Genomic DNA, 22,500 nt, shown 5'->3' on the forward strand with positions numbered 1-22,500 from the left:
CTTCCCGAAGGGAACTGCCGTGTTAAACCGTTATCCTTTGTGGAAGTACATCATGCTGGTCGTCGTGATTCTCGTCGGCCTGCTCTATGCGCTTCCTAACCTTTATGGAGAGGATCCGGCCGTTCAGATCACTGGTGCGCGCGGTGGCGCCGCCAGTGAACAGACGTTGGATCAGGTCCAGACTTTATTAAAACAAGATAATATCCAGAGCAAATCCCTCGCTCTGGAAAATGGCGCCATTCTGGCCCGTTTTGACAATCAGGATGCACAGCTGCGCGCGCGTGATGCCATCACTACCGCGTTGGGCGACAACTATGTTGTGGCACTCAACCTCGCGCCGGCAACCCCGCGCTGGCTGACCCTGCTGGCTGCACAGCCGATGAAACTCGGTCTTGATCTGCGTGGCGGCGTACACTTCCTGATGGAAGTGGATATGGATACCGCTCTGGGCAAGCTGCAAGAGCAGAATGCCGATGGCCTGCGCAGTGACCTGCGCGACAAAAGCATCCCGTATACCAACGTCAATAAAATCGCTAACTACGGTGTAGAAGTGCGTTTCCGCGACGGCGCCAGCCGTGATGCGGCGATCAGCTACCTGTCACCGCGTCATCGCGATCTGGTGATCTCCAGCGTCGGCAGCGATACGCTGCGTGCGGTGATGACCGATGCGCGTCTGAGCGAAGCCCGTGAGTATGCGGTTCAGCAGAACATCAATATCTTGCGTAACCGTGTGAACCAGCTTGGCGTTGCCGAGCCACTGGTGCAGCGTCAGGGTTCTGACCGCATCGTGGTGGAACTGCCGGGTATTCAGGACACGGCGCGTGCCAAAGAGATTCTGGGTGCCACTGCGACCCTGGAATTCCGTCTGGTAAACACCACCGTTGATCCAACTGCCGCGGCGAGTGGCCGTGTGCCGGGTGATTCGGAAGTGAAAGAGACGCGTGAAGGCCAGCCAGTGGTGCTGTACAAGCGTGTGATTCTGACCGGTGACCATATTACCGATTCGACGTCCAGTATGGACGAGTACAACCAGCCGCAGGTGAACATTTCACTGGATGGCGCGGGCGGTAACATGATGTCGAACTTCACCAAGGACAACATCGGTAAAGCGATGGCGACCCTGTTTGTGGAGTACAAGGACAGCGGTAAGAAAGACGCCAACGGTCGTGCAATCCTGGTGAAACAGGAGCAAGTGATTAACGTGGCGAACATTCAGTCGCGCCTCGGTAACAGCTTCCGCATCACCGGTATCAACAACCCGAACGAAGCGCGTCAGCTGTCGCTACTGCTGCGTGCCGGTGCGTTGATCGCGCCAATTCAGATTGTGGAAGAGCGTACCATTGGTCCAACAATGGGCCAGCAGAACATCACTCAGGGTCTCGAAGCCTGCTTGTGGGGTCTGATCGCGTCCATTCTGTTTATGGTGGTGTTCTATAAGAAATTTGGTTTGATTGCGACCAGCGCGCTGCTGTGCAACCTGGTGCTGATTGTCGGCATCATGTCACTGCTGCCGGGTGCGACCCTCACCATGCCGGGGATTGCCGGTATCGTGTTGACGCTGGCGGTTGCTGTCGATGCCAACGTGTTGATTAACGAACGTATTAAAGAAGAACTGCGTAACGGACGCTCGGTACAGCAGGCGATTCATGAGGGCTACAAAGGCGCCTTCTCCAGTATCGTCGATGCCAACGTCACCACGCTGATCAAAGTTATCATTCTTTATGCGGTCGGTACCGGCTCCATTAAAGGCTTTGCGATCACCACCGCTATCGGTATCGCGACTTCAATGTTCACCGCTATCGTCGGCACCCGTGCCATCGTTAACCTGGTTTACGGCGGCAAACGCATCAACAAGCTGTCCATCTGAGGAGTGCGTTGTGGCACAGGACTATAGTATTGAGCAGCTGAACCACGGGCGTAAGGTCGTCGACTTTATGCGCTGGGATACGCTGGCATTCATCATCTCCGGTCTGCTGATTGTGGCGTCTATCGCCATTATCGGTGTGCGAGGCTTCAACTGGGGCCTCGACTTTACCGGCGGAACGGTGATTGAGATTAACCTGGAAAAACCGGCCGATCTGGACGCACTGCGTGAAGGTTTGGTGAAAGCGGGCTTCCAGGAGCCGCTGGTGCAGAACTTTGGCAGCAGCCGTGACGTGATGGTGCGTATGCCGCCAGCCACCGGTGCAGCAGGTCAGGAGCTCGGCAACAAAGTCGTGACCTCCATCAATGAGACGACGCAGCAGAACGCGACCGTGAAGCGCATTGAGTTCGTCGGCCCAAGCGTGGGTAGCGATCTGGCGCAAGCCGGTGCGATGGCGCTGCTGTCGGCACTGATTGCGATTCTGATCTATATCGGCTTCCGCTTTGAGTGGCGTCTGGCGCTGGGCACTGTGCTGGCACTGGCGCATGACGTAATCATCACCTGCGGGATTCTGGCGTTGTCACACATCGAGATCGACCTGACGATTGTCGCGTCACTGATGTCGGTGATTGGTTACTCGCTTAACGATAAAATCGTGGTTTCCGACCGTATTCGTGAGAACTTCCGCAAGATCCGTCGCGGCTCCTCTTACGACATCACCAACGTGTCGCTGACCCAAACGTTGAGCCGTACCCTGATCACCTCGCTGACCACGCTGGCGATGATTCTGATTCTGTTCATCTTTGGTGGTGCGCTGCTGAAAGGCTTCTCGCTGACCATGCTGATCGGTGTCACCATCGGTACCGTTTCATCTATCTATGTTTCTTCTGCTCTGGCGTTGAAACTGGGTATGAAGCGTGAACACATGCTGGTGCAGAAAGTGGAGAAAGAGGGCGCAGATCAGCCTTCGATCCTGCCTTAATTCTGCTGATGAAATGAAACGGGCAGCCTAAGGGCAGCCCGTTTTTTTATGCCTGCTGATCAGGGCGCGGTTTTGGTGGCTGCTGTGCTCTGCACATCATGCACGCGCACAAAGCCGAGTTGCTCCGGCGTCAGTCCGCTCAGGCGCAGCGGCACTGTTACCGAACTGCGTGGCATCAGACTCGCCTCAACCTGAATGGTCTGGCTCAGACTCTCCACATTCAGCGGTTTGCCACTCGCCGGATCCAGTTCACCCCACACCACCGTGGCGGTTAGGGCAGGGACCGGCTGGTCATCGGTGGAACGGATATTCAGGTTGGCGCGACTACCACTGGCTTCCCCCTCGACGCGAGACAGTGACAGGCGCAATTTGCCCACCTGCGTCTGTAACTCGACGGGAGTGTTGGCTTGCGGCAACAGCCATGCCCCCTGGGTCGATTGCCCATTGAGTTGACCCTGAATTTCCAGCGCCGTTGCCTGATTGGTGAGCTTGCGCATCTGCTGGTTAAGCTGGCTGACTTCCTGATGTAACTCTTTGACCTGCGGTGAAGTCGGCGTTGAACTACAACCACTGAGCACCAGCAGCGAAAGTGCGGCGGGCGCCCAAAACGTCCTGATCGTCATGCATTGTCCTTTCTGTTATTTCGGAATACGTAATACCTGGCCGGGGTAGATCTTATCAGGATGCGTCAGCATTGGCTTGTTTGCTGCGAAAATCTTGTTGTATTCATTGGGATTCCCGTAGACCTGTTTGGAAATCGCACTCAGGGTGTCTCCTTTTTTCACCGTATAGAAATCGGCTTCTGGCGCACTGTCGGTGACGGTGACCTTGTCATCGACCTTGGTAATCCCTGCCACGTTACCGGCGGCCACCAGGATTTTCTCCTTCAGCTCCTGTGAAATGCCATCACCGCTCACGGTAACGGTGTCGCCTTGCACATCGACTTTGACTTTATCGCTGTCAGGTAAGCCGAGTTGATTAATATGATCCTGTAGTTTTTTGCTGGGATCGTCAGCGCCGGTGACGGCATCCCATAACTTTTCACCTGCTTCTTTCACGAAATTGAACAGACCCATGTGACCTCCTGCAAATGTGCCGGATTGGCTGTTTAAGCTTAGTGGCTTTTCTTGTTTACAGAGCGTGACATCCTGCGTCTGTGAGCCGGGCGGTGATTCGGTCGCGTGTATTCAGTTGCTTTGAAGATCGCGCTACACTGTGTGGCCTATTTATCTCGCGACAGGAAACGTCATGCATTGCCCCTTCTGCTCCGCTGTAGATACCAAAGTGATTGATTCTCGCCTGGTCAGTGAAGGTTCATCGGTGCGTCGCCGCCGCCAGTGTCTGGTGTGCCATGAGCGTTTTACCACCTTTGAAGTGGCTGAGCTGGTGATGCCGCGCGTGGTGAAAAGCAACGATGTGCGTGAACCCTTTAACGAAGATAAGCTCGCCAGCGGCATGATGAAGGCGCTGGAGAAGCGCCCGGTGAGCGCCGATGCGGTGGATAACGCCGTCAACCACATTAAAACGCAACTGCGTGCCACCGGCGAACGCGAAATTCCCAGCAAGCTGGTCGGTAATCTGGTGATGGAAGAGCTGAAGAAACTCGATAAGGTCGCTTACATCCGCTTTGCTTCGGTGTACCGCAGCTTCGAAGATATCCGTGATTTTGGCGAAGAGATCGCCCGCTTACAGGACTAAGCCATGACTGACGAACGCTACATGGCGCGTGCGCTGGAACTGGCGCGTCGCGGACGTTTTACCACCACACCCAATCCTAATGTTGGCTGCTTGATTGTGCGCGACGGCGAGATTGTCGGCGAAGGCTGGCATCACCGTGCCGGTGAGCCGCATGCGGAAGTGCACGCGCTGCGTATGGCGGGTGAAAAAGCTAAAGGCGCGACGGCTTATGTCACGCTGGAACCCTGCAGCCATCATGGCCGCACGCCGCCGTGTTGCGATGCGTTGATCACTGCGGGCGTCAGTCGCGTGGTGGCGGCAATGCAGGACCCAAACCCGCAAGTGGCGGGGCGTGGATTGTATCGTTTGCAGCAGGCTGGGATTGAAGTCAGCCACGGCTTAATGATGAGCGAAGCTGAAGCATTGAATCGTGGTTTTCTGAAACGTATGCGCACTGGCTTCCCGTGGATTCAGCTCAAACTCGGCGCATCCCTTGATGGGCGCACCGCGATGGCCAGTGGCGAAAGTCAATGGATCACCTCGGCGGCGGCAAGGCGCGATGTGCAACAATTACGTGCCCAGAGTTCGGCTATTCTTACCTCCAGTGCCACTGTGCTGGCGGATGATCCCTCACTGACCGTGCGCTGGAATGAGCTTAACGCGGATGTGCGTCAGCAACTCGATGAAGCCACGCTGCGCCAACCGGTGCGAGTAGTGATCGACAGCCAGCAGCGTGTCACGCCACAACACCGTCTGATCGCACAACCTGGCGAAACCTGGCTGATGCGTACTGAAGCCGATCAGCATGCCTGGCCGGACAGCGTCAGCCAGATTGCGGTGCCGCTGCGCGGAGAGCAACTGGATCTGGTAGCGATGATGATGATACTCGGCCAGCGTCAGATTAACTCGGTGTGGGTTGAAGTTGGCGCCAGTCTGGCGGGGGCACTGTTACAGGCTGGACTGGTTGACGAGCTGATTGTCTACGTGGCGCCAAAGCTGCTGGGCAATGCGGCACGCGGCCTGTGTGAACTGCCTGGGCTGGAACGATTGTCCGATGCGCCAGAGCTGAAGTTTAGTGACGTACGCAAGGTTGGCGCGGACCTGCGACTGACCCTGACGCCCGCTTAAGCACCGACTGAAAAGCCTGAGCGCGTTGTCGAAGAGTATGATAGAATCCGCCCCCTTCTGCGGGGCCATAAATCAAACACCCAAAGGATATGTATGAAAGTTATCGAAGCTCCTGTTGCCACGCCTGATGCTCACATTGCCATCGTTATTGCGCGTTTTAACAACTTCATTAATGACAGCCTGCTGGATGGCGCGGTTGATGCGCTGAAGCGTATTGGCCAGGTCAAAGCAGAAAACATCACTGTGGTCTGGGTTCCAGGCGCTTACGAACTGCCTCTGGCAGCGCGCGCACTGGCAAAAGCCGGTAAGCACGACGCGATCGTGGCGCTGGGAACCGTGATCCGTGGCGGCACCGCCCACTTCGAATATGTGGCAGGTGAAGCCAGTTCTGGCATTGCCAACGTGGCGATGACCAGCGAAATTCCGGTGACTTTCGGCGTGTTAACCACCGAAAACATCGAGCAGGCGATTGAACGCGCCGGCACTAAAGCAGGTAATAAAGGCGCCGAAGCGGCCCTGACTGCACTCGAAATGATTAACGTATTGAAAGCCATCAAAGCCTGATTTTTGGAAGGGGAATTTTGTGAAACCTGCTGCTCGTCGTCGCGCCCGTGAGTGCGCTGTCCAGGCGCTTTACTCCTGGCAGCTGTCCCAGAACGACATTGCCGATGTGGAATACCAGTTTCTGGCGGAACAAGACGTCAAAGACGTCGATATTAGCTATTTCCGCGAATTGCTGGCCGGTGTGGCGACTAACAGCGCGTACCTGGACGGTCTGATGAAGCCTTACCTGTCACGTCAGCTGGAAGAGCTGGGCCAGGTAGAAAAAGCCATCCTGCGACTTTCGCTGTATGAGCTGAGCAAGCGCTCTGATGTGCCTTATAAAGTGGCCATCAACGAAGGCATCGAACTGGCCAAAGTATTTGGTGCTGAAGACAGCCACAAGTTTGTCAACGGCGTGCTGGATAAAGCAGCCCCACAAATTCGACCCAATAAAAAATAAATGCGAAAGGCCGGTTTACCGGCCTTTTTCTCATTGAGACCTGACTTATGTCCTGTGGTGAATTCGAACTGATCGCACGTTATTTTAACCGCGTTACCAGCTCCCGCCGCGATGTGGAGAAGGGAATTGGTGACGACTGTGCGTTACTGAACGTGCCCGAAAAACAGACGCTGGCCATTAGCACCGATACGCTGGTGGCAGGCGTGCACTTCCTGCGTGATATCCATCCTGCCGATCTGGGTTACAAAGCGCTGGCCGTGAATCTCAGTGATTTGGCGGCAATGGGTGCCGATCCGGCGTGGTTGACGCTGGCGATTACCTTGCCTGAAGTGAATGAAAGCTGGCTGGCCGCATTCAGCGATAGCCTGTTTGAGCTGCTGGATTATTACGATATGCAGCTGATTGGTGGTGATACCACGCGCGGACCGCTGAGCCTGACGCTGGGTATTCACGGTCTGGTGCCGACAGGACGCGCACTGAAGCGTTCGGGTGCTAAACCGGGTGACTGGATCTTTGTTACCGGGACGCTGGGTGACAGCGCGGCTGGCCTGTCGCTACTGCAACATCGTCATCGCCTGAACGATCCGGCTGTCCATGAAGTGTTGATCAAGCGCCATCTGCGCCCGATGCCACGTGTATTGCAGGGCCAGGCGCTGCGCAATCTGGCGACCTCGGCGATCGATATCTCCGATGGTTTGATTGCCGATCTCGGCCATATTCTCACGGCGAGCCGTGTCGGTGCGCGCCTCAATCTGGAAGCGTTGCCGCTGTCCGCGGCCTTGCGCGATCATTTTGAGCCGGAACAGGTGCTGACCTGGGCCTTAAGCGGCGGCGAAGATTACGAGCTGTGCTTTACCGTGCCGGAAGTGAATCGTGGTGCGCTGGACGTGGCGCTGGCTCATCTTGGCGTGTCTTACACCTGCATCGGGCAGATTGCGCCTGAAGCTGATGGGTTGACGCTGCTGGAAAACGGCAAGCCGCGGAGCTTTAATCACAAGGGATTTGATCACTTTAATGCGAAGTAAAGATGTGGCGAAAAGCCGCCTGCGCCTGAGCAATCCATGGCATCTTCTGGCAATCGGTTTTGGCAGTGGCCTGAGCCCGATCATGCCGGGTACTGCCGGTTCGATTGCCGCGATTCCCTTTTGGTGGTTGATGACCTTTCTGCCGTTGCAGATCTATTCGCTGCTGGTACTGATTGGCATTAGCGTGGGCGTTTATCTGTGCCATCGCACAGCGAAAGACATGGGTGTGCACGACCACGGCAGCATCGTCTGGGATGAGTTTATCGGCATGTGGATTACGCTGATGGCGATCCCAGCGATGAGCTGGCAGTGGGTGCTGGCCGGGTTTGTCATCTTCCGCATCTTTGATATGTGGAAACCCTGGCCGATTCGCTGGTTCGATCAGAACGTGCATGGCGGCATGGGCATTATGGTCGATGACATTATCGCGGGCGTGATTTCCGCCGTGATTTTGTATGGATTGGGGCTGGTGCTTTAATTCGGCAGATGCGCCTAACTCACGTGCCCTCTGTCATAATGCGCACCAAAGCTTCAGAGCAAGCTGGTGCCGTTCAGGGGCTGGCAATCCGCAGCGCTGAACGGAACGAGTCTGCCAGGATAGCCCGCAGGATGCGGGCTGTTAAATCATTACTCGAATCCTACAACCGGATGCGGTTGATATACCGTCTCCAGCTCGGCGATATCCGTTGAACTCAGCTCCACATCCACTGCTTTAACCAACTCTGCAAACTGCTGCTCGCGCGATGCACCGATAATCGGGGCTGTGACCACCGGTTTATGCAGCAGCCACGCCAGTGCCACCTGTGCACGCGTCACGCCTTTATCGGCGGCAATGGTCGCCAGACGCTCTGCAATCGCCGCATCGTTCTCTTCGGTGCCGGTATAGAGTTTTTCCATCACGTTATCCGATACCGAACGTGCGGTGGTTTCGCCCCATGGACGTGTCAATTTGCCGCGCGCCAGCGGGCTCCACGGCAGTACCGCGATGCCTTCACGTTCACACAGCGGGTGCATCTCGTTCTCTTCTTCACGCTGAATCAGGTTGTATTGATCCTGCATACTGACAAAACGTGCCCAGCCATTCTGCTTTTGCAGATCCAGCGCCTGAGCGAACTGTGCAGCATGCATCGAAGAAGCGCCGATGTAGCGCGCTTTACCCGATTTCACCACCTCATTCAGCGCCTCAAGCGTCTCTTCGATCGGCGTGTCGTAATCCCAGCGGTGAATCTGCAGCAGGTCGACATACTCCATGCCGAGACGCGTCAGGCTATCGTCGATGGATTGCAGGATGTTTTGACGTGACAGGCCCTGAGAAAGGTTGCTGAGCGGGAAATAGACTTTGGTGGCGACAACAACCTGATCGCGCTGGGCGAAATCTTTCAGCGCACGTCCGACAATCTCTTCACTGCTGCCATCGGAGTAGCTGTTGGCGGTGTCGAAAAAGTTAATGCCAGCGTCCAGCGCCTGTTTGATCAGCGGTCGACTACTCTCTTCGGGCAGGGTCCATGCGTGATTGCCGCGCATCGGATCGCCGTAAGTCATGCAGCCTAAACAGAGACGCGAAACCTGTAAGTCGGTTTGGCCTAAACGAATGGTTTTCATGGGAGCTCCTGCTCTTATGCGTTAGGAATGCCCTAAGCATAGCAGCAGGAGCGGGGAGGGGATTACTGTGCCAGCCAGTCAGTGATTTGCTGCTGAATACCGGCGGCATCCAGCTGATAATCCTGACGAACTTCTTCCTGCGTGCCCTGCGGAATAAATTCATCTGGCAGGCCGAGGTTCAGCACATGCACGCGCAGACGTTTCGCCATCACGTATTCGTTGACGCCGCTACCGGCTCCGCCTTTGATCGCGCCTTCTTCCAGCGTCACCAGCGAATCATGGCTGGTGGACAGTTCGGCAATCAAGTCTTCATCCAGTGGCTTCACAAAACGCATATCTACCAGCGTGGCGTTCAGCGCTTCAGCGGCAGCCTGTGCTTCAGGCAACAGCGTACCGAAGTTGAGGATCGCCAGCTTTTCACCACGGCGCTTCACAATGCCTTTGCCCAGCGGCAGACTGGCCAACGGCTCCAGCGTGGCACCAGTGCCCGTGCCGCGCGGATAGCGTACTGCACTTGGACCCGCCTGATAGTGATAGCCAGTGTAAAGCATCTGGCGGCATTCGTTCTCGTCACTTGGCGTCATGATCACCATTTCGGGCACACAGCGCAGGAAGGCGATATCAAATGCGCCCTGATGCGTTTGCCCATCAGCGCCAACAATGCCGCCGCGATCGATAGCGAACAGCACCGGCAGTTTCTGGATCGCCACATCGTGAATCAGCTGATCGTAAGCGCGCTGCAGGAAGGTGGAATAAATCGCCACCACCGGCTTATAACCGCCAATCGCCATACCTGCAGCAAAGGTCACCGCATGCTGTTCAGCAATCGCCACGTCAAAGTACTGTTGCGGATAATCACGAGAGTAGCTGACCATGCCAGAACCTTCACGCATCGCCGGCGTCACCGCCATTAAACGCGGATCGTCCGCCGCCATTTCGCTCAGCCAGCTACCGAAAATCTTCGAGTAGCTCGGCAGGCCTGGCGCGCTTTTCGGCAGGGAACCGCTGGCCGGATCGAACTTCGGTACCGCATGCCAGGCGATGGGATCCTGTTCGGCAGGCGCGTAGCCCTTGCCCTTTTTGGTCATGATGTGCAGGAACTGCGGGCCTTTCAGGTCACGCATATTCTTCAGCGTGCTCACCAGCGTCAGCACATCGTGGCCATCAACCGGACCGATGTAATTAAAGCCCAGCTCTTCAAACAGCGTGCCCGGCACCACCATGCCTTTCAGGTGCTCTTCGGTGCGCTTCACCAGCTCTTTGATCGGCGGCAGTCCGCCCAATACACGCTTGCCGCCTTCGCGCAGGCGTGAGTAGGTTTTGCCAGAGAGAATCTGGGCCAGACGATTGTTGAGTGCGCCAACGTTTTCTGAGATCGACATCTCGTTGTCGTTAAGGATCACCAGCATGTCAGGTTTGATATCGCCTGCGTGGTTCATGGCTTCAAACGCCATGCCCGCGGTAATAGCGCCATCGCCAATAATACAGGCAGTACGACGTCCTTTGCCTTCGCGCTCAGCGGCAACCGCCATGCCCAATCCGGCGCTGATCGAGGTCGATGAGTGACCGACGCTCAATACGTCGTATTCACTTTCGCCGCGCCACGGGAAGGGATGCAGGCCATTTTTCTGGCGGATAGTGCCGATACGATCGCGGCGTCCGGTCAGAATTTTGTGCGGATAGGCCTGATGACCAACGTCCCACACCAGATGGTCAAACGGGGTGTTATAAACATAATGCAGCGCGACTGTTAGTTCGACGACGCCCAGACCCGAAGCAAAGTGGCCGGAGGATCGGCTCACGCTATCCAGCAGATACTGACGCAGCTCGTCACACAGTACCGGAAGTTTTTCTTTCGGTAGTAAACGTAATTCCTGAACCGTGCTCGCTAATGCCAGTGTCGGGTATTTTGCAATATCAAAACTCATCAGAGACTCATTATGAAAGTTATTTATCGCGTTCAATTATGAAGCTTGCCAGTGCTTGCAATGCGGTGGTGTTGTAGGACTGCGCCGCCAGAATCTCTAACGCGCCCAGTGCTTCCTGATAAAGATCCCACGCTTTACTGCGGGCATTATCCAGTCCCATCAGCGCCGGATAAGTGCTCTTACCCAATGCCTGATCCGCGCCCTGAGTTTTGCCCAGTACCGCGGTATCGCCCACCACATCAAGAATGTCATCCTGCACCTGAAACGCCAGTCCGATGGCGTTGGCGTAGGTATCCAGGACCGGAAGTGCCGCACGGCCACGTTCACCCGCCGTCAATGCGCCAAGACGCACTGCAGCGCGAATCAAAGCGCCAGTTTTATGACGATGAATCTGCTCGAGCTGGGCGAGGTCGATGTGCTTGCCTTCTGCGGCGAGATCCAGCGCCTGGCCACCGCACATGCCTGCCACACCGCTGGCATGAGCCAGTTCGGAGATCATCGCAATGCGATCTTGCGGGCTGACGCCGGGCATCGGCTCATCGGCCAGAATCGAAAACGCCAGGGTTTGCAACGCATCACCAGCGAGAATTGCTGTGTCTTCACCATATTTTATATGGCAGGTTGGCTGTCCGCGACGTAACGCATCGTCATCCATCGCGGGCAGATCATCATGAATCAGAGAGTAAGCATGAATGCACTCTACGGCAGCGGCCGGGGCATCCAGGCTGGCCGCATCGGCCTTTAACATCTCGCCCGTGGCGTAAACCAAAAATGGACGCAGACGCTTACCGCCTAATAGTGCCCCATATTGCATGGATTGCACCAGAGGAGAACTCTGAAAAGGAAGTGGATCTATTAAGCGTGTCAACGCCAGATTGACGCGTTCGTGATATGCGTTGAGTAATTTGGCGAAATCCATCAGTCATTTTCCGGCGTGAACGGCGCGAGCGCGGCATCTTTGTCATCGCTGAGCAGGATCTGCACGCGCTGTTCAGCCTGCTGCAGGGTTTGCTGACCGGTGCGTGCCAGCTGTACGCCGCGTTCAAATTCGTTCAGTGCTTCTTCCAGCGGCAGTTCACCACTTTCCAGACGGCTGACGATTTGTTCCAGCTGCTGTAATGCGCTTTCAAAACTGGCTGGCGCTTCGGCTTTTTTCGGCATAATCAGTGTCGACTCACAGGTTAGGAATCATCTTGCAATCGGTCATGGTAGCCGACGAGGATTAATTAGCAAAATAATGAATGTGATTGCGGTTGCAGAAGCGGTCATCTGACAAAGGTGGTATAATTTTGCGCCTCGGATGCGGGCGCTTCTGCGTTACCCGTAATTATATGATTTTACCAGTTAAGTGCCGATGGTTTTAGCACTTATTTGCCCAACGAAGCTGTGTCGCCATGAAGTTTATCATTAAGCTCTTCCCTGAAATCACCATCAAAAGTCAGTCGGTGCGTCTGCGCTTTATCAAGATCCTGACCGGTAACATCCGCAATACCCTGCGTACTGTCGACGACGAAATCGCCGTGGTGCGTCACTGGGACCATATTGAAGTACGCGCTAAAAAAGAAGCACTGCGTACCGTCGTTATTGATGAACTGACGCGTATTCCCGGTATTCACCATGTACTGGAGGTTGAGGATCAGCCTTACACCGATATGCACGATATCTTCGAGCAGGCGTTGGCACTGAATCGCGAACGTCTGGAAGGGAAAAGTTTCTGCGTGCGCGTGAAGCGTCGTGGCAAACACAGCTTCAGCTCGATTGAGGTTGAGCGTTACGTGGGTGGCGGTCTCAATCAGCACATTGAGACTGCACGCGTGCAATTGAAAAATCCTGATGTGACGGTCAACCTTGAGATCGAAGACGATCGTCTGCTGCTGATCACCGGCCGTTATGAAGGGCTGGGTGGTTTCCCCATCGGGACGCAAGAAGATGTGCTGTCGCTGATTTCTGGCGGCTTCGACTCCGGCGTCTCCAGTTATATGCTGATGCGTCGTGGTTGCCGCGTGCACTACTGCTTCTTCAACCTCGGCGGTGCCGCGCATGAAATCGGCGTCCGTCAGGTCGCGCATTATCTGTGGCAACGTTTTGGTCGTTCGCATCGCGTGCGCTTTGTGGCGATCAACTTCGAGCCGGTGGTGGGCGAGATCTTAGAGAAAGTGGACGACGGCCAGATGGGCGTGGTGCTGAAGCGCATGATGGTGCGTGCAGCGTCCATGGTCGCTGAGCGCTACGGCGTACAGGCGCTGGTGACCGGTGAAGCGCTGGGGCAGGTATCGAGCCAGACACTGACCAACCTGCGTCTGATTGATAACGCCTCGGATACCCTGATCCTGCGTCCGCTGATCTCGCATGATAAAGAGCACATCATCGATTTGGCGCGCCATATCGGCACCGAAGACTTTGCCAAAACTATGCCGGAATATTGCGGTGTGATTTCGAAAAGCCCAACGGTAAAAGCGGTGAAAGCGAAGATCGAAGCGGAAGAGCAAAACTTCGATTTCGAGATCCTCAATCGCATGGTGCAGGAAGCCAGCAACATCGATATCCGCGAGATTGCGGAGAAGGCACAGGAAGAAGTGGTGGAAGTGGAGACGGTGGTCTCGTTCACCGCAGATGATGTGGTGCTGGATATCCGTTCTGTGGATGAGCAAGAGGCATCACCGCTTGCGCTGGAAGGCGTGGATGTGAAATCTCTGCCGTTCTACAAATTGAGCACACAGTTTGGCGATTTGGATCAGAACAAAACCTGGCTGCTGTATTGCGATCGCGGCGTGATGAGCCGTTTGCAGGCGCTGTATCTGCATGAGCAAGGCTTTAAAAACGTGAAGGTCTATCGTCCATAACGGTGATAACCTGGTAACGGCGTGATTCATCGCGCGTGTCACACTCGGCACCTTGCCACTGTGACATGCGCAATACATTGCGCCGCTACCGTTAAGTGCTTTCTACTGCATGACAATGCGGTTATTCACGCTCTTCAAATTCCTGATAGTTATAAATCCCCGCCGCTAATACCAACTGTGACGCCACTTCACGCGCTTTCTCTTTATCCACCAGCAGATCAATCAGCTTCAGTGCAAAATCAATCGAAGTGCCTGGACCCTGGCTGGATAGCAGGTTGACGCGCGGATCCCATACCACACGGCGATCCATCCAGTGTTTGTCAGGGATGGTGTCGCGCAAGCCAGGAAAGCCGGTCATATTGCCCACCGGGAACAGATCGTGCGGAATCAGCACCGTGCCAGGTGCGGCACAAATCGCGGCAACGATTTTCCCTGCCAGATGAAACTGGCGTACGGTTTCCACCAGCAGTGGGCTGTCACGGAAGGTCTCTGCGCCCTTGAGGCCGCCGGGCAGCACCACGGCGTCATAATCGTTATCCGCCACCTCAACCAGTGGCGCATCGGCCAGCAGGCGCACGCCGCGTGAGCCGACGATCTCGCGCGTGCCATCGCTTTCGACACTGGCGGTGGTGACGCTTAAGCCCGCGCGGACCAGCAGATCGATAGTGGTGACAGCTTCAATCTCTTCACTGCCATGTGCCAGGCAAACCAGAACCGATGCGGTCGCGCTCATATTGGGACTCCTTGCGTTTAATCAGATCGTACAAACGGGTGTTCTCCGGCAGCGCAATGCCCTGCGCGCGAGCGCGGCGCAGCAGGTAGCCGGTGATGTAGTCAATTTCTGTCAGGCGCTGGGCGCGCACATCCTGCAACATTGAGGAGGTGTTCGCTGCGGTGCTGTCGATGACGTCATAGATGATGTCGCGCAGGTTATCGACCGCAATGTGCTGGCCTTCACGTTCCATCACCCAGGCAATTTCTTCACAGAGCTTGGCAATCTGCTGCGGCCAGGCGCGCAGGGCACCGTTCTGGCAATCGTGTTCAACGGTAAGCGGATTAATCACGCAGTTCACCGCCAGTTTGCGCCAGCTGGCAGATGCAATGTTGTCGTGCCAGGCCACGTCCGGCAGCGCCTGGTGCAGGATATCGGCGATATCGCTCATCGCGGCACTTTCACGTCCGGTGGGACCGATATGCGTGATGCCCTGCGCGACGTGTTTGATCACCGTGCCATCACGCATTGCCGCGTGAGTGGTAATGCCGCGCAGCAGCGGTTGCTGCAACTCCTTCAGCTCTTCCAGCGTGCCCATGCCATTGTGCAATAACAAAATGGCAGCATGAGCAGGCAGGATGCTTTGCAGGTTTTTGACCGCCGGGGAAACCTGTGGCGCTTTTAGTGTCACCAGCAACAGCTGGCTTTCGGCAAGAAACAGCGGATCGTTGGCGATAAACGTGTGATTGCTGACCTGTCCTTGCGGATCAATCACGTTCACCGAGCAATAGGGCTGCGGCACGCGCAACCAGCCCTGAACCTCATGTCCCTGACGTGCGAGCGCGGCGAGCCAAATTTGACCCAGGGCGCCACAACCCAACACGGTAATTTTCATTTTGCCTCCCGCTGACGGGTTCTCAATTTCACGACATCGTTAAGTATAGCTTTCCGCGTATCGTGTTTAATTAGCGCCATAAGACGCGTATTATGCATGTCACTTTAGTATCAGGAGAAGAAAAGATGCCATCTTTCGATATCGTTTCCGAAGTCGAACTTCCGGAAGTGCGTAATGCGGTGGAGAATGCCAGCCGTGAAATCTCAACCCGTTTCGATTTCCGCAACGTGAGCGCCAGCATTGAGCTTAACGAAAAGAATGAGACCATCAAAATCATCAGCGAATCTGATTTTCAGGTTAAACAGCTGGTGGATATTTTGCGTGAAAAGCTGCTGAAACGCGGCATTGAAGGCGCAGCGATTGAAGTGCCAGAAGAGATCATTCACAGCGGTAAAAGCTGGAGCGTAGAAGCCAAGCTGAAAAAGGGTATCGAAAGCGATATCGCTAAAAAGCTGGTGAAGCTGATTAAAGACAGCAAGCTGAAAGTGCAAACGCAGATTCAGGGTGAAGAGCTGCGCGTGACCGGTAAATCACGTGATGATTTGCAGGGTGCGATGGCGCTGGTGCGCGGTGGCAACCTTGGTCAGCCCTTCCAGTTCAAGAACTTCCGCGACTAATCGCGTTTGTCGCGTGCGGCACGACGATAGAGCGTGCTGCGCGCGACACCTAATGCCTCCGCCGTTTTACTGATATTGCCATTGAAGCGTTGGAGCGTTTCGCTAATCAGCCGCTCATCATGGCTCTGCTTATCTTCCGCTGGCACCGCCGCTGCTCGACGATATTCGGCTGGCAAATGCACATCAGTGACTTCTTCCCCTTCGTCCGCCAACGCCAGCAGCACGCGCAACAGACTGCGTAATTGCCGCACGTTGCCCGGCCATGGCAATTGTGCCAGCGATGCCAGCAAGGCGGGAGAAAGCTGGATATCGCGATCTGCGCCGCCCAGCTCAATCCACAACCGACCAATAAAGTCTTCGATATCAGGCCAGGCACGTAACGGCGGGATGGTCATGGAAAATTCCTGCAAGCGATAGAGAAGATCCTCGCGGAACTCGCCCTCGGCCACACGCTGCGCCAAATCACGGTGCGTTGCGCAGATCACGGCAAAATTCACCGGCCAGCTGCGACTGGAACCGAGCGGCGCGACCTCTTTTTCTTGCAGCACGCGCAGCAAACGGGTTTGTAGCGCCAGCGGCATATCTCCAATTTCATCAAGAAACAGCACGCCACCATCCGCCTCGCGGATTTTACCGATGTAGCCATTTTTGCTGGCCCCGGTAAAGGCGCCAGGCTGATAACCAAATAGCTCTGATTCAATCAACGCTTCCGGAATGGCAGCACAGTTGATGGCGACAAACTTCCCATCACGCCAGCGACTCTGCTGATGCAGCGCACGGCTGACATACTCTTTACCGCTGCCGGTTTCACCGTGAATGCACAATGACACACCGGCATTCATCAGACGTACCATTTTCTCGCCATCACGACCCAGCGAGAAGGGGAGATCGGCGGCGGGTTCGCTCGGTGTGGCGAAATGCGTGCGGTGCGGAGCGCGCAGGCGGAAGTAGTAGCGCTGTTGTGCGAAATGAATCGGTAAAGGAATGGTGTTGGCCTGCTGTTCGAGCTGATCAAACAGCTGCTGGAATGTCAGGGTGCCCAACTGCCCGGTGGTGAGATTGAGTTCACGCATCGCCAGGCGGTTTGCGGCGGTGAGCACATTATCGGAGAACACCAGCAGCAACTCATCACTGGTATCAATGCCGTGCGGCTCAACGTGCAGGCTCATCAACCATTGTTGGGGATGCAGGCTTTGCTTAACCCACAAATACTCGATCTGTTTAGCGGCGGCTTTGACCCATTGAAACGTTTGCGGATGCGGAAAGTGTGCCGGGCCAGAGATATCCAGCACGCCGGCAATCTGGCCGTTGGGCATCTGCAACGGCATGGCGGCGCAGTAGAGCCCCTGATTCAAGGTGAGAAAATGTTGCTGGCCTTCAATTTCACAGCCATCGTCAATCGCTAGCGCGGTGCCAATCGCATTGGTGCCGCGCCCGCATTCGCTCCACAAATTGCCAGGGGCGAGGGCGAATCGCTGCGCTTTCTCCATCGATTGCATATCGCCAAAGGTGTTCAGTACCAAACCGGTGGCATCAGAAAGGATTACCACAGATTGTTTTTCCGCCAGTTTCTGCGCCAGCTGTTTGATCACTGGCTGGGCGAATTGTTGTAGCCCGGCATTACTGGCCAGCACATCAGCCAGCTCACCCTGGCGGACGCGAGGAAAATCATCGGCGGTGCGGTCGAGACCATACAGCTGGCTACGAAACCAGGAGTCGCTTAACAGCGGGTTGGTATTAACGGCAGACGCGGCTGAATTTCCCTGCATTGGTAACCTCATGCCTAAGCGAAAGTGTTGCAGCATTGTAGCGGCTTGGTTTCTACGGTGTTGCGATACGCAACACAGATGAAGATTTTGGTGGCAGAAACCGTGCGTTTAAAAGGGCTATTGGTTTTATAAATTGATGATAGATAAAACGATTTTTCGAAAATTCGCAAGCTGAAAAAAACTGGCACGCCCGCTGCAATAGGTATGTACGGCAGCGGGCTGTTCAATCTGTTGACCCACAGGTTGCCGCTGCCAGCTAACAATAAACGACCCTACACGAAGGAGTTTGCGATGCGTTATGCACATCCCGGCACGCCCGGCGCTTTGGTCACTTTTAAAGCGACCTACGGCAATTTTATTGCGGGCAAATTCACAGAGCCGCTCAGCGGCCAGTATTTTACGAACACCTCGCCTGTTGATGGCAGCGATATTGCGCAGTTTCCGCGTTCTGACGCGCGGGATATCGATTTAGCACTGGACGCTGCTCATCAGGCCGCTGACGCCTGGGGAAAAACCAGCGTGCAACATCGGGCCAATCTGCTGCTGCAGGTGGCCGACTGCATTGAACAAAACCTCGAAATGTTGTCTGTGGCGGAGAGCTGGGACAACGGCAAGCCGATCCGTGAAACCCTCAACGCCGATCTACCGCTGGCGGTGGATCATTTCCGCTACTTTGCCGGTTGTCTGCGTGCACAGGAAGGCAGCACCGCTGAGATTGATGAAACCACCGTTGCTTATCACTTCCACGAACCGCTGGGCGTGGTTGGGCAAATCATCCCGTGGAACTTCCCGCTGTTAATGGCGGCGTGGAAACTGGCTCCGGCGCTGGCGGCGGGTAACTGCGTGGTGCTGAAACCGGCGGAACAAACGCCACTGGCCATCGCGCTATTGATGGAATTGATCGGCGATCTGTTCCCGGCGGGCGTGCTCAATGTGGTGCAAGGCTTTGGCCGGGAAGCCGGTGAAGCGTTAGCTACCAGTAAACGTATCGCCAAAATCGCCTTCACCGGTTCTACGCCAGTGGGCCGTCATATTATGGCGTGCGCGGCTGAAAACATCATTCCTTGCACCGTCGAGCTGGGCGGCAAGTCGCCGAACATCTACTTTGCCGATGTGATGGAGGGTGAATCGGACTTTATCGAAAAAGCGGTGGAAGGGCTGGTGCTCGGTTTCTTCAACCAGGGCGAGGTCTGTACTTGTCCATCACGTGCGTTGATCCATGAATCGATCTATGAGCCGTTTATGGCGCGGGTGATGGAGAAAGTGGCAAACATCCGCCGGGGCGATCCGCTGGATACCGACACCATGATCGGTGCTCAGGCTTCCCGTCAGCAATTCGACAAAATCCTGTCTTACATCAACATCGCGCGCGACGAAGGGGGGCAAATTCTAACCGGAGGCGATCGCGCCAGCGTCGCTGCCGAACTGGATAACGGATTCTATATCCAGCCAACCCTGATTAAAGGCACCAACCAGATGCGGTGTTTCCAGGAAGAGATTTTTGGGCCGGTTATCGGCATCACCACCTTTAAAGATGAAGCGGAAGCCTTGTCGATTGCCAACGAAACCCAGTTTGGTCTCGGGGCGGGCGTGTGGACGCGTGATACCAATCTGGCGTATCGCATGGGACGTGGCATCAAAGCCGGTCGTGTCTGGACCAACTGCTATCACATCTATCCCGCACACGCGGCTTTCGGTGGCTACAAGCAATCGGGCGTGGGACGCGAGACGCACAAGATGGCGCTTAGCGCCTACCAACAAACCAAAAATCTGCTGGTCAGCTATGGCACCGCGCCTTTGGGCCTGTTCTGAGTCTGCATCCGATCAAATGGAGAGTGAAAGATGAATATGCAAATCAAAACCACCATGAAAGCCGCCGTTGTTAAAGCCTTTGGTGAACCGTTAGTGATTGAGCAGGTGCCAGTACCGCAAGTGGGACCGGGCCAGATTCTGGTGAAAATTGCCGCGACCGGCGTGTGCCATACCGACTTACATGCCGCCGAAGGCGACTGGCCGATTAAGCCCAATCCCCCGTTTATTCCCGGCCACGAGGGCGTGGGGCAGGTGGTGGCGATCGGTGAAGGTGTGAAGCATTTGAAATTGGGCGATCGTGTGGGCGTGCCGTGGCTCTATTCCGCATGCGGTCACTGCGAACACTGTCTGGATAGCTGGGAAACCCTGTGTCTGTCACAGCAGAATGCCGGTTATTCGGTGAACGGCAGTTTCGCAGAATATTGCCTCGCGGATGCGAACTATGTCGGCATCATCCCGGAAAACATCGATTACAACGAAATCGCACCAATTCTGTGTGCCGGTGTGACGGTGTACAAAGGCCTGAAAATGACCGATACCAAGCCAGGCGATTGGGTAGTGGTGTCCGGTATTGGAGGTTTAGGTCATATGGCGGTGCAGTACGCGGTGGCGATGGGACTGAATGTGGCTGCGGTGGATATCGACGATGAGAAGCTGGCGTTTGCTAAGCGGCTTGGTGCCAGTGTGGTAGCGAATGCGAAGAACGTCGATCCCGCAAAAGTGTTCCAGGAAAGTTTTGGTGGTGCGCATGGCGTGCTGGTTACGGCCGTATCACCGAAAGCGTTTGAGCAGGCGATTGGCACCATGCGCCGTGGCGGCACCATGGTGCTGAACGGTCTGCCACCGGGCAAATTTGATTTGTCGATTTTCGATATGGTGCTGGACGGGATTACGGTGCGCGGTTCAATTGTGGGCACGCGTAAAGATCTCCAGGAAGCGTTGGATTTCGCCGGTCGTCACAAAGTGAAAGCCAACGTGGCGGTTGAACCGCTGACCAACATTAATGACATTTTTGCGCGTATGCATGCGGGAAAAATTGAAGGGCGTATCGTGGTGGATATGTCGCTTTAATTAGCGTGATGGTTTGTGGCGGTGCGGTTAATCGCGCCGCCACAGAGTGTGTGACTACTAACTAACAGCTGGCGAGCAGCGCTTCGATTTCGACGCGGCTCGTCACTTTACTGTCGATCTTGATGTAAGCACTTTTCTCTTCCGGCACGATAAATACTGAAGAGACACCCGGCTGCGCTTTTAAACGCTTCTCAAGGTTAGGCACCGCTAATACGGCATCACTGAGTACCATGCGCAGGCTGCTGACGTAAGGCGGCTCCTGCATCGACATCGCCACAAACAACCAGGCTGCCGCGACAATCGCACCCACCAGAAACACCGTCTGCGCATCAAAGTGACCGAAGATCCAACCGCCCATGCTGCCGCCAATCGCCACGCCAATGAACTGGCTGGTGGAGTAAATGCCCATCGCTGTACCTTTGTAGCCCGGCGGTGATTCTTTACTGATCAGCGAAGGCAGAATGGCTTCCATCAGGTTGAAGGCGAGGAAGAATAGCTGCACGCCAATCACCAGCGTCCAGAAATGACCAGCCGCACCCCACAGTACGATTTCCGCGATAATGATCAGTGCCACGCAGGTAACAAAAACGCGCTTCATGCGGCGTTTCACTTCGGCATAGATGATGAAAGGCACCACCAGAACGAAAGCGACCAGCATGGTGACCAGATAGACTTTCCAGTGTTCAGATGCCGGGAAGCCCGCTTGTTCAAACTGGCCTGGCAAAGCCACAAAACTCGACATCAGCAGGATATGCAGGCAAAGAATACCGATGTTTAATTTGAGGAGCTTAGGGTTGGCTAACACTTCACGAATGCTGGCTTTTACCATGCCGGACTCACGGTTAAGCACGTGATTCGGTGCGCTCGGCACAACCAATAGCGTGATAACAATGCCCAGCGAGGCCAGAATAGCGATCATCCAGAACAGTGCATGCAAACCAAGAGCATGGGTGACAATTGGGCCTACCACCATCGCAATAGCAAAGGTCACACCGAAACTGATGCCAATAAACGCCATTGCTTTAGTGCGGTTTTGTTCGCGAGTGAGATCTGAGAGTAACGCCATGACTGCAGCGGCAATTGCGCCAGAGCCTTGCAAAGCACGACCCAGGATCACGCCCCAGATTGAGGTGGTCATCGCCGCGATAATACTGCCCAGCACGAACACTAACAGCCCGCCAACAATGAGCGGTTTGCGACCGACGCGATCGGACAGCAGACCAAACGGAATCTGGAATACGGCTTGCGCCAGACCATAGATGCCAATTGCCAGACCAATTAAGGTTTCACTGGCTCCCTGCAACGCCATACCGTACGTGGTGAGTACCGGCAGGACCATAAACATTCCCAGCATGCGCAGGGAAAAAACTGTGCCTAAACCCCATGTAGCCCGAAGCTCTACTGGCGTCATTTTATTGTCGTTCATTCCAACCTCTGTAAGTTTATGCCCTTTATACTTCAAGCCGCAGATGCGTTGGCTGCGCACGTTCACCCAGGTCACTTACTTTAGTCAGCTCCCAGGGATTCATGCACTTGCCGCCTTCCTGCATCTCGAATTATTTCGGGCATTTA

The 22,500-nt window shown here is 55.3% G+C and carries 22 protein-coding genes; 12 read left to right on the plus strand and 10 right to left on the minus strand.

Features of this window, described 5'->3' with window-relative positions; genetic code table 11:
• The first annotated feature begins 19 nt into the window (after positions 1-19).
• Positions 20-1,867, plus strand: coding sequence for a protein translocase subunit SecD (gene secD, locus AC6I8L_RS04630; protein ID WP_072017072.1), 1,848 nt, complete (start codon positions 20-22; stop codon positions 1,865-1,867).
• Positions 1,868-1,877: 10 nt separating this feature from the next.
• Entirely contained in the window at positions 1,878-2,846 is a 969-nt protein-coding gene (gene secF / locus AC6I8L_RS04635) for a protein translocase subunit SecF (RefSeq protein ID WP_058961446.1), read from the plus strand.
• A gap of 59 nt (positions 2,847-2,905) precedes the next feature.
• On the opposite strand, the gene AC6I8L_RS04640 is transcribed toward secF, so the two are convergent.
• Positions 2,906-3,469, minus strand: a complete 564-nt coding sequence (locus tag AC6I8L_RS04640) for a SadB/YajI family lipoprotein (RefSeq protein WP_058961445.1) — start codon at positions 3,467-3,469, stop codon at positions 2,906-2,908.
• Between the two features lie 15 nt (positions 3,470-3,484).
• A complete protein-coding gene (lysM, locus tag AC6I8L_RS04645; protein WP_045833917.1) occupies positions 3,485-3,922 on the minus strand; it encodes a peptidoglycan-binding protein LysM in 438 nt (145 codons plus the stop codon).
• Between the two features lie 172 nt (positions 3,923-4,094).
• Here lysM and nrdR point away from each other — a divergent pair, with 172 nt between their 5' ends.
• The 6 genes from nrdR (at position 4,095) to pgpA (ending at position 8,157) form a co-directional block, all read left to right on the plus strand.
• Entirely contained in the window at positions 4,095-4,544 is a 450-nt protein-coding gene (gene nrdR / locus AC6I8L_RS04650) for a transcriptional regulator NrdR (RefSeq protein ID WP_034831027.1), read from the plus strand.
• 3 nt (positions 4,545-4,547) lie between these two features.
• Complete coding sequence (gene ribD / locus AC6I8L_RS04655; protein WP_058961444.1) at positions 4,548-5,651, plus strand: bifunctional diaminohydroxyphosphoribosylaminopyrimidine deaminase/5-amino-6-(5-phosphoribosylamino)uracil reductase RibD; 1,104 nt, start codon at positions 4,548-4,550, stop codon at positions 5,649-5,651.
• A gap of 93 nt (positions 5,652-5,744) precedes the next feature.
• The gene (gene ribH / locus AC6I8L_RS04660) at positions 5,745-6,215 is read left to right on the plus strand and encodes a 6,7-dimethyl-8-ribityllumazine synthase (protein ID WP_034831031.1); all 471 of its coding nucleotides are present in this window, start codon (positions 5,745-5,747) and stop codon (positions 6,213-6,215) included.
• A gap of 19 nt (positions 6,216-6,234) precedes the next feature.
• Positions 6,235-6,654, plus strand: a complete 420-nt coding sequence (nusB, locus tag AC6I8L_RS04665; RefSeq protein WP_034831034.1) for a transcription antitermination factor NusB — start codon at positions 6,235-6,237, stop codon at positions 6,652-6,654.
• Between the two features lie 47 nt (positions 6,655-6,701).
• Entirely contained in the window at positions 6,702-7,679 is a 978-nt protein-coding gene (gene thiL, locus AC6I8L_RS04670; RefSeq protein ID WP_058961443.1) for a thiamine-phosphate kinase, read from the plus strand.
• On the plus strand, positions 7,669-8,157 hold the full coding sequence (pgpA, locus tag AC6I8L_RS04675; protein WP_058961442.1) for a phosphatidylglycerophosphatase A: 489 nt from the start codon (positions 7,669-7,671) through the stop codon (positions 8,155-8,157). The genes thiL and pgpA overlap by 11 nt, the downstream gene beginning before the upstream one ends.
• A gap of 149 nt (positions 8,158-8,306) precedes the next feature.
• Here pgpA and AC6I8L_RS04680 read toward each other — a convergent pair whose 3' ends face one another.
• The 4 genes from AC6I8L_RS04680 to xseB form a co-directional block, all read right to left on the minus strand.
• Positions 8,307-9,281: an aldo/keto reductase gene (locus AC6I8L_RS04680; protein ID WP_058961441.1), complete on the minus strand. Its 975-nt coding sequence runs from the start codon at positions 9,279-9,281 to the stop codon at positions 8,307-8,309.
• Positions 9,282-9,343: 62 nt separating this feature from the next.
• Positions 9,344-11,209, minus strand: a complete 1,866-nt coding sequence (gene dxs / locus AC6I8L_RS04685; RefSeq protein WP_058961440.1) for a 1-deoxy-D-xylulose-5-phosphate synthase — start codon at positions 11,207-11,209, stop codon at positions 9,344-9,346.
• Positions 11,210-11,228: 19 nt separating this feature from the next.
• Complete coding sequence (gene ispA / locus AC6I8L_RS04690; protein ID WP_058961439.1) at positions 11,229-12,128, minus strand: (2E,6E)-farnesyl diphosphate synthase; 900 nt, start codon at positions 12,126-12,128, stop codon at positions 11,229-11,231.
• On the minus strand, positions 12,128-12,370 hold the full coding sequence (xseB, locus tag AC6I8L_RS04695; RefSeq protein ID WP_034831045.1) for an exodeoxyribonuclease VII small subunit: 243 nt from the start codon (positions 12,368-12,370) through the stop codon (positions 12,128-12,130). The genes ispA and xseB overlap by 1 nt, the downstream gene beginning before the upstream one ends.
• A gap of 233 nt (positions 12,371-12,603) precedes the next feature.
• Here xseB and thiI point away from each other — a divergent pair, with 233 nt between their 5' ends.
• Positions 12,604-14,052 carry a tRNA uracil 4-sulfurtransferase ThiI gene (gene thiI / locus AC6I8L_RS04700; RefSeq protein ID WP_058961438.1) on the plus strand — a complete coding sequence of 483 codons (1,449 nt, stop codon included), beginning with the start codon at positions 12,604-12,606 and terminating at the stop codon, positions 14,050-14,052.
• A gap of 121 nt (positions 14,053-14,173) precedes the next feature.
• Here the strand turns inward: thiI and yajL are convergent, their stop codons facing one another.
• Entirely contained in the window at positions 14,174-14,785 is a 612-nt protein-coding gene (gene yajL / locus AC6I8L_RS04705) for a protein deglycase YajL (protein WP_058961437.1), read from the minus strand.
• Positions 14,739-15,659 carry a 2-dehydropantoate 2-reductase gene (gene panE, locus AC6I8L_RS04710; protein WP_479398082.1) on the minus strand — a complete coding sequence of 307 codons (921 nt, stop codon included), beginning with the start codon at positions 15,657-15,659 and terminating at the stop codon, positions 14,739-14,741. The genes yajL and panE overlap by 47 nt, the downstream gene beginning before the upstream one ends.
• A 125-nt stretch (positions 15,660-15,784) precedes the next feature.
• Here panE and AC6I8L_RS04715 point away from each other — a divergent pair, with 125 nt between their 5' ends.
• On the plus strand, positions 15,785-16,276 hold the full coding sequence (locus AC6I8L_RS04715) for a YajQ family cyclic di-GMP-binding protein (protein WP_058962227.1): 492 nt from the start codon (positions 15,785-15,787) through the stop codon (positions 16,274-16,276).
• Here AC6I8L_RS04715 and AC6I8L_RS04720 read toward each other — a convergent pair.
• Positions 16,273-18,045 (minus strand): sigma-54-dependent Fis family transcriptional regulator, encoded by a 1,773-nt coding sequence (locus tag AC6I8L_RS04720; protein ID WP_058962228.1) that lies wholly within the window; start codon positions 18,043-18,045, stop codon positions 16,273-16,275. The two genes, AC6I8L_RS04715 and AC6I8L_RS04720, sit on opposite strands and share 4 nt — an antisense overlap.
• 291 nt (positions 18,046-18,336) lie before the next feature.
• On the opposite strand from AC6I8L_RS04720, the gene exaC reads away from it, so the two are divergent.
• Complete coding sequence (gene exaC / locus AC6I8L_RS04725) at positions 18,337-19,857, plus strand: acetaldehyde dehydrogenase ExaC (RefSeq protein ID WP_058962229.1); 1,521 nt, start codon at positions 18,337-18,339, stop codon at positions 19,855-19,857.
• Positions 19,858-19,893: 36 nt separating this feature from the next.
• Positions 19,894-20,928 (plus strand): alcohol dehydrogenase AdhP, encoded by a 1,035-nt coding sequence (gene adhP, locus AC6I8L_RS04730; protein WP_201785697.1) that lies wholly within the window; start codon positions 19,894-19,896, stop codon positions 20,926-20,928.
• Between the two features lie 61 nt (positions 20,929-20,989).
• Here the strand turns inward: adhP and AC6I8L_RS04735 are convergent, their stop codons facing one another.
• Positions 20,990-22,354, minus strand: a complete 1,365-nt coding sequence (locus tag AC6I8L_RS04735; RefSeq protein WP_034828088.1) for an MFS transporter — start codon at positions 22,352-22,354, stop codon at positions 20,990-20,992.
• Positions 22,355-22,500 lie beyond the last annotated feature (146 nt).

This window comes from Type-E symbiont of Plautia stali, from assembly GCF_059731115.1.

Coding starts and splice junctions, on each gene's coding strand:
- AC6I8L_RS04640 (WP_058961445.1), bottom strand. CDS start 3,469: ATGACGATCAGGACGTTTTGGGCGCCCGCCGCACTTTCGCTGCTGGTG.
- lysM (WP_045833917.1), bottom strand. CDS start 3,922: ATGGGTCTGTTCAATTTCGTGAAAGAAGCAGGTGAAAAGTTATGGGAT.
- nrdR (WP_034831027.1), top strand. CDS start 4,095: ATGCATTGCCCCTTCTGCTCCGCTGTAGATACCAAAGTGATTGATTCT.
- ribD (WP_058961444.1), top strand. CDS start 4,548: ATGACTGACGAACGCTACATGGCGCGTGCGCTGGAACTGGCGCGTCGC.
- ribH (WP_034831031.1), top strand. CDS start 5,745: ATGAAAGTTATCGAAGCTCCTGTTGCCACGCCTGATGCTCACATTGCC.
- thiL (WP_058961443.1), top strand. CDS start 6,702: ATGTCCTGTGGTGAATTCGAACTGATCGCACGTTATTTTAACCGCGTT.
- pgpA (WP_058961442.1), top strand. CDS start 7,669: ATGCGAAGTAAAGATGTGGCGAAAAGCCGCCTGCGCCTGAGCAATCCA.
- AC6I8L_RS04680 (WP_058961441.1), bottom strand. CDS start 9,281: ATGAAAACCATTCGTTTAGGCCAAACCGACTTACAGGTTTCGCGTCTC.
- dxs (WP_058961440.1), bottom strand. CDS start 11,209: ATGAGTTTTGATATTGCAAAATACCCGACACTGGCATTAGCGAGCACG.
- ispA (WP_058961439.1), bottom strand. CDS start 12,128: ATGGATTTCGCCAAATTACTCAACGCATATCACGAACGCGTCAATCTG.
- xseB (WP_034831045.1), bottom strand. CDS start 12,370: ATGCCGAAAAAAGCCGAAGCGCCAGCCAGTTTTGAAAGCGCATTACAG.
- thiI (WP_058961438.1), top strand. CDS start 12,604: ATGAAGTTTATCATTAAGCTCTTCCCTGAAATCACCATCAAAAGTCAG.
- yajL (WP_058961437.1), bottom strand. CDS start 14,785: ATGAGCGCGACCGCATCGGTTCTGGTTTGCCTGGCACATGGCAGTGAA.
- panE (WP_479398082.1), bottom strand. CDS start 15,659: ATGAAAATTACCGTGTTGGGTTGTGGCGCCCTGGGTCAAATTTGGCTC.
- AC6I8L_RS04715 (WP_058962227.1), top strand. CDS start 15,785: ATGCCATCTTTCGATATCGTTTCCGAAGTCGAACTTCCGGAAGTGCGT.
- AC6I8L_RS04720 (WP_058962228.1), bottom strand. CDS start 18,045: ATGCAGGGAAATTCAGCCGCGTCTGCCGTTAATACCAACCCGCTGTTA.
- exaC (WP_058962229.1), top strand. CDS start 18,337: ATGCGTTATGCACATCCCGGCACGCCCGGCGCTTTGGTCACTTTTAAA.
- adhP (WP_201785697.1), top strand. CDS start 19,894: ATGCAAATCAAAACCACCATGAAAGCCGCCGTTGTTAAAGCCTTTGGT.
- AC6I8L_RS04735 (WP_034828088.1), bottom strand. CDS start 22,354: ATGAACGACAATAAAATGACGCCAGTAGAGCTTCGGGCTACATGGGGT.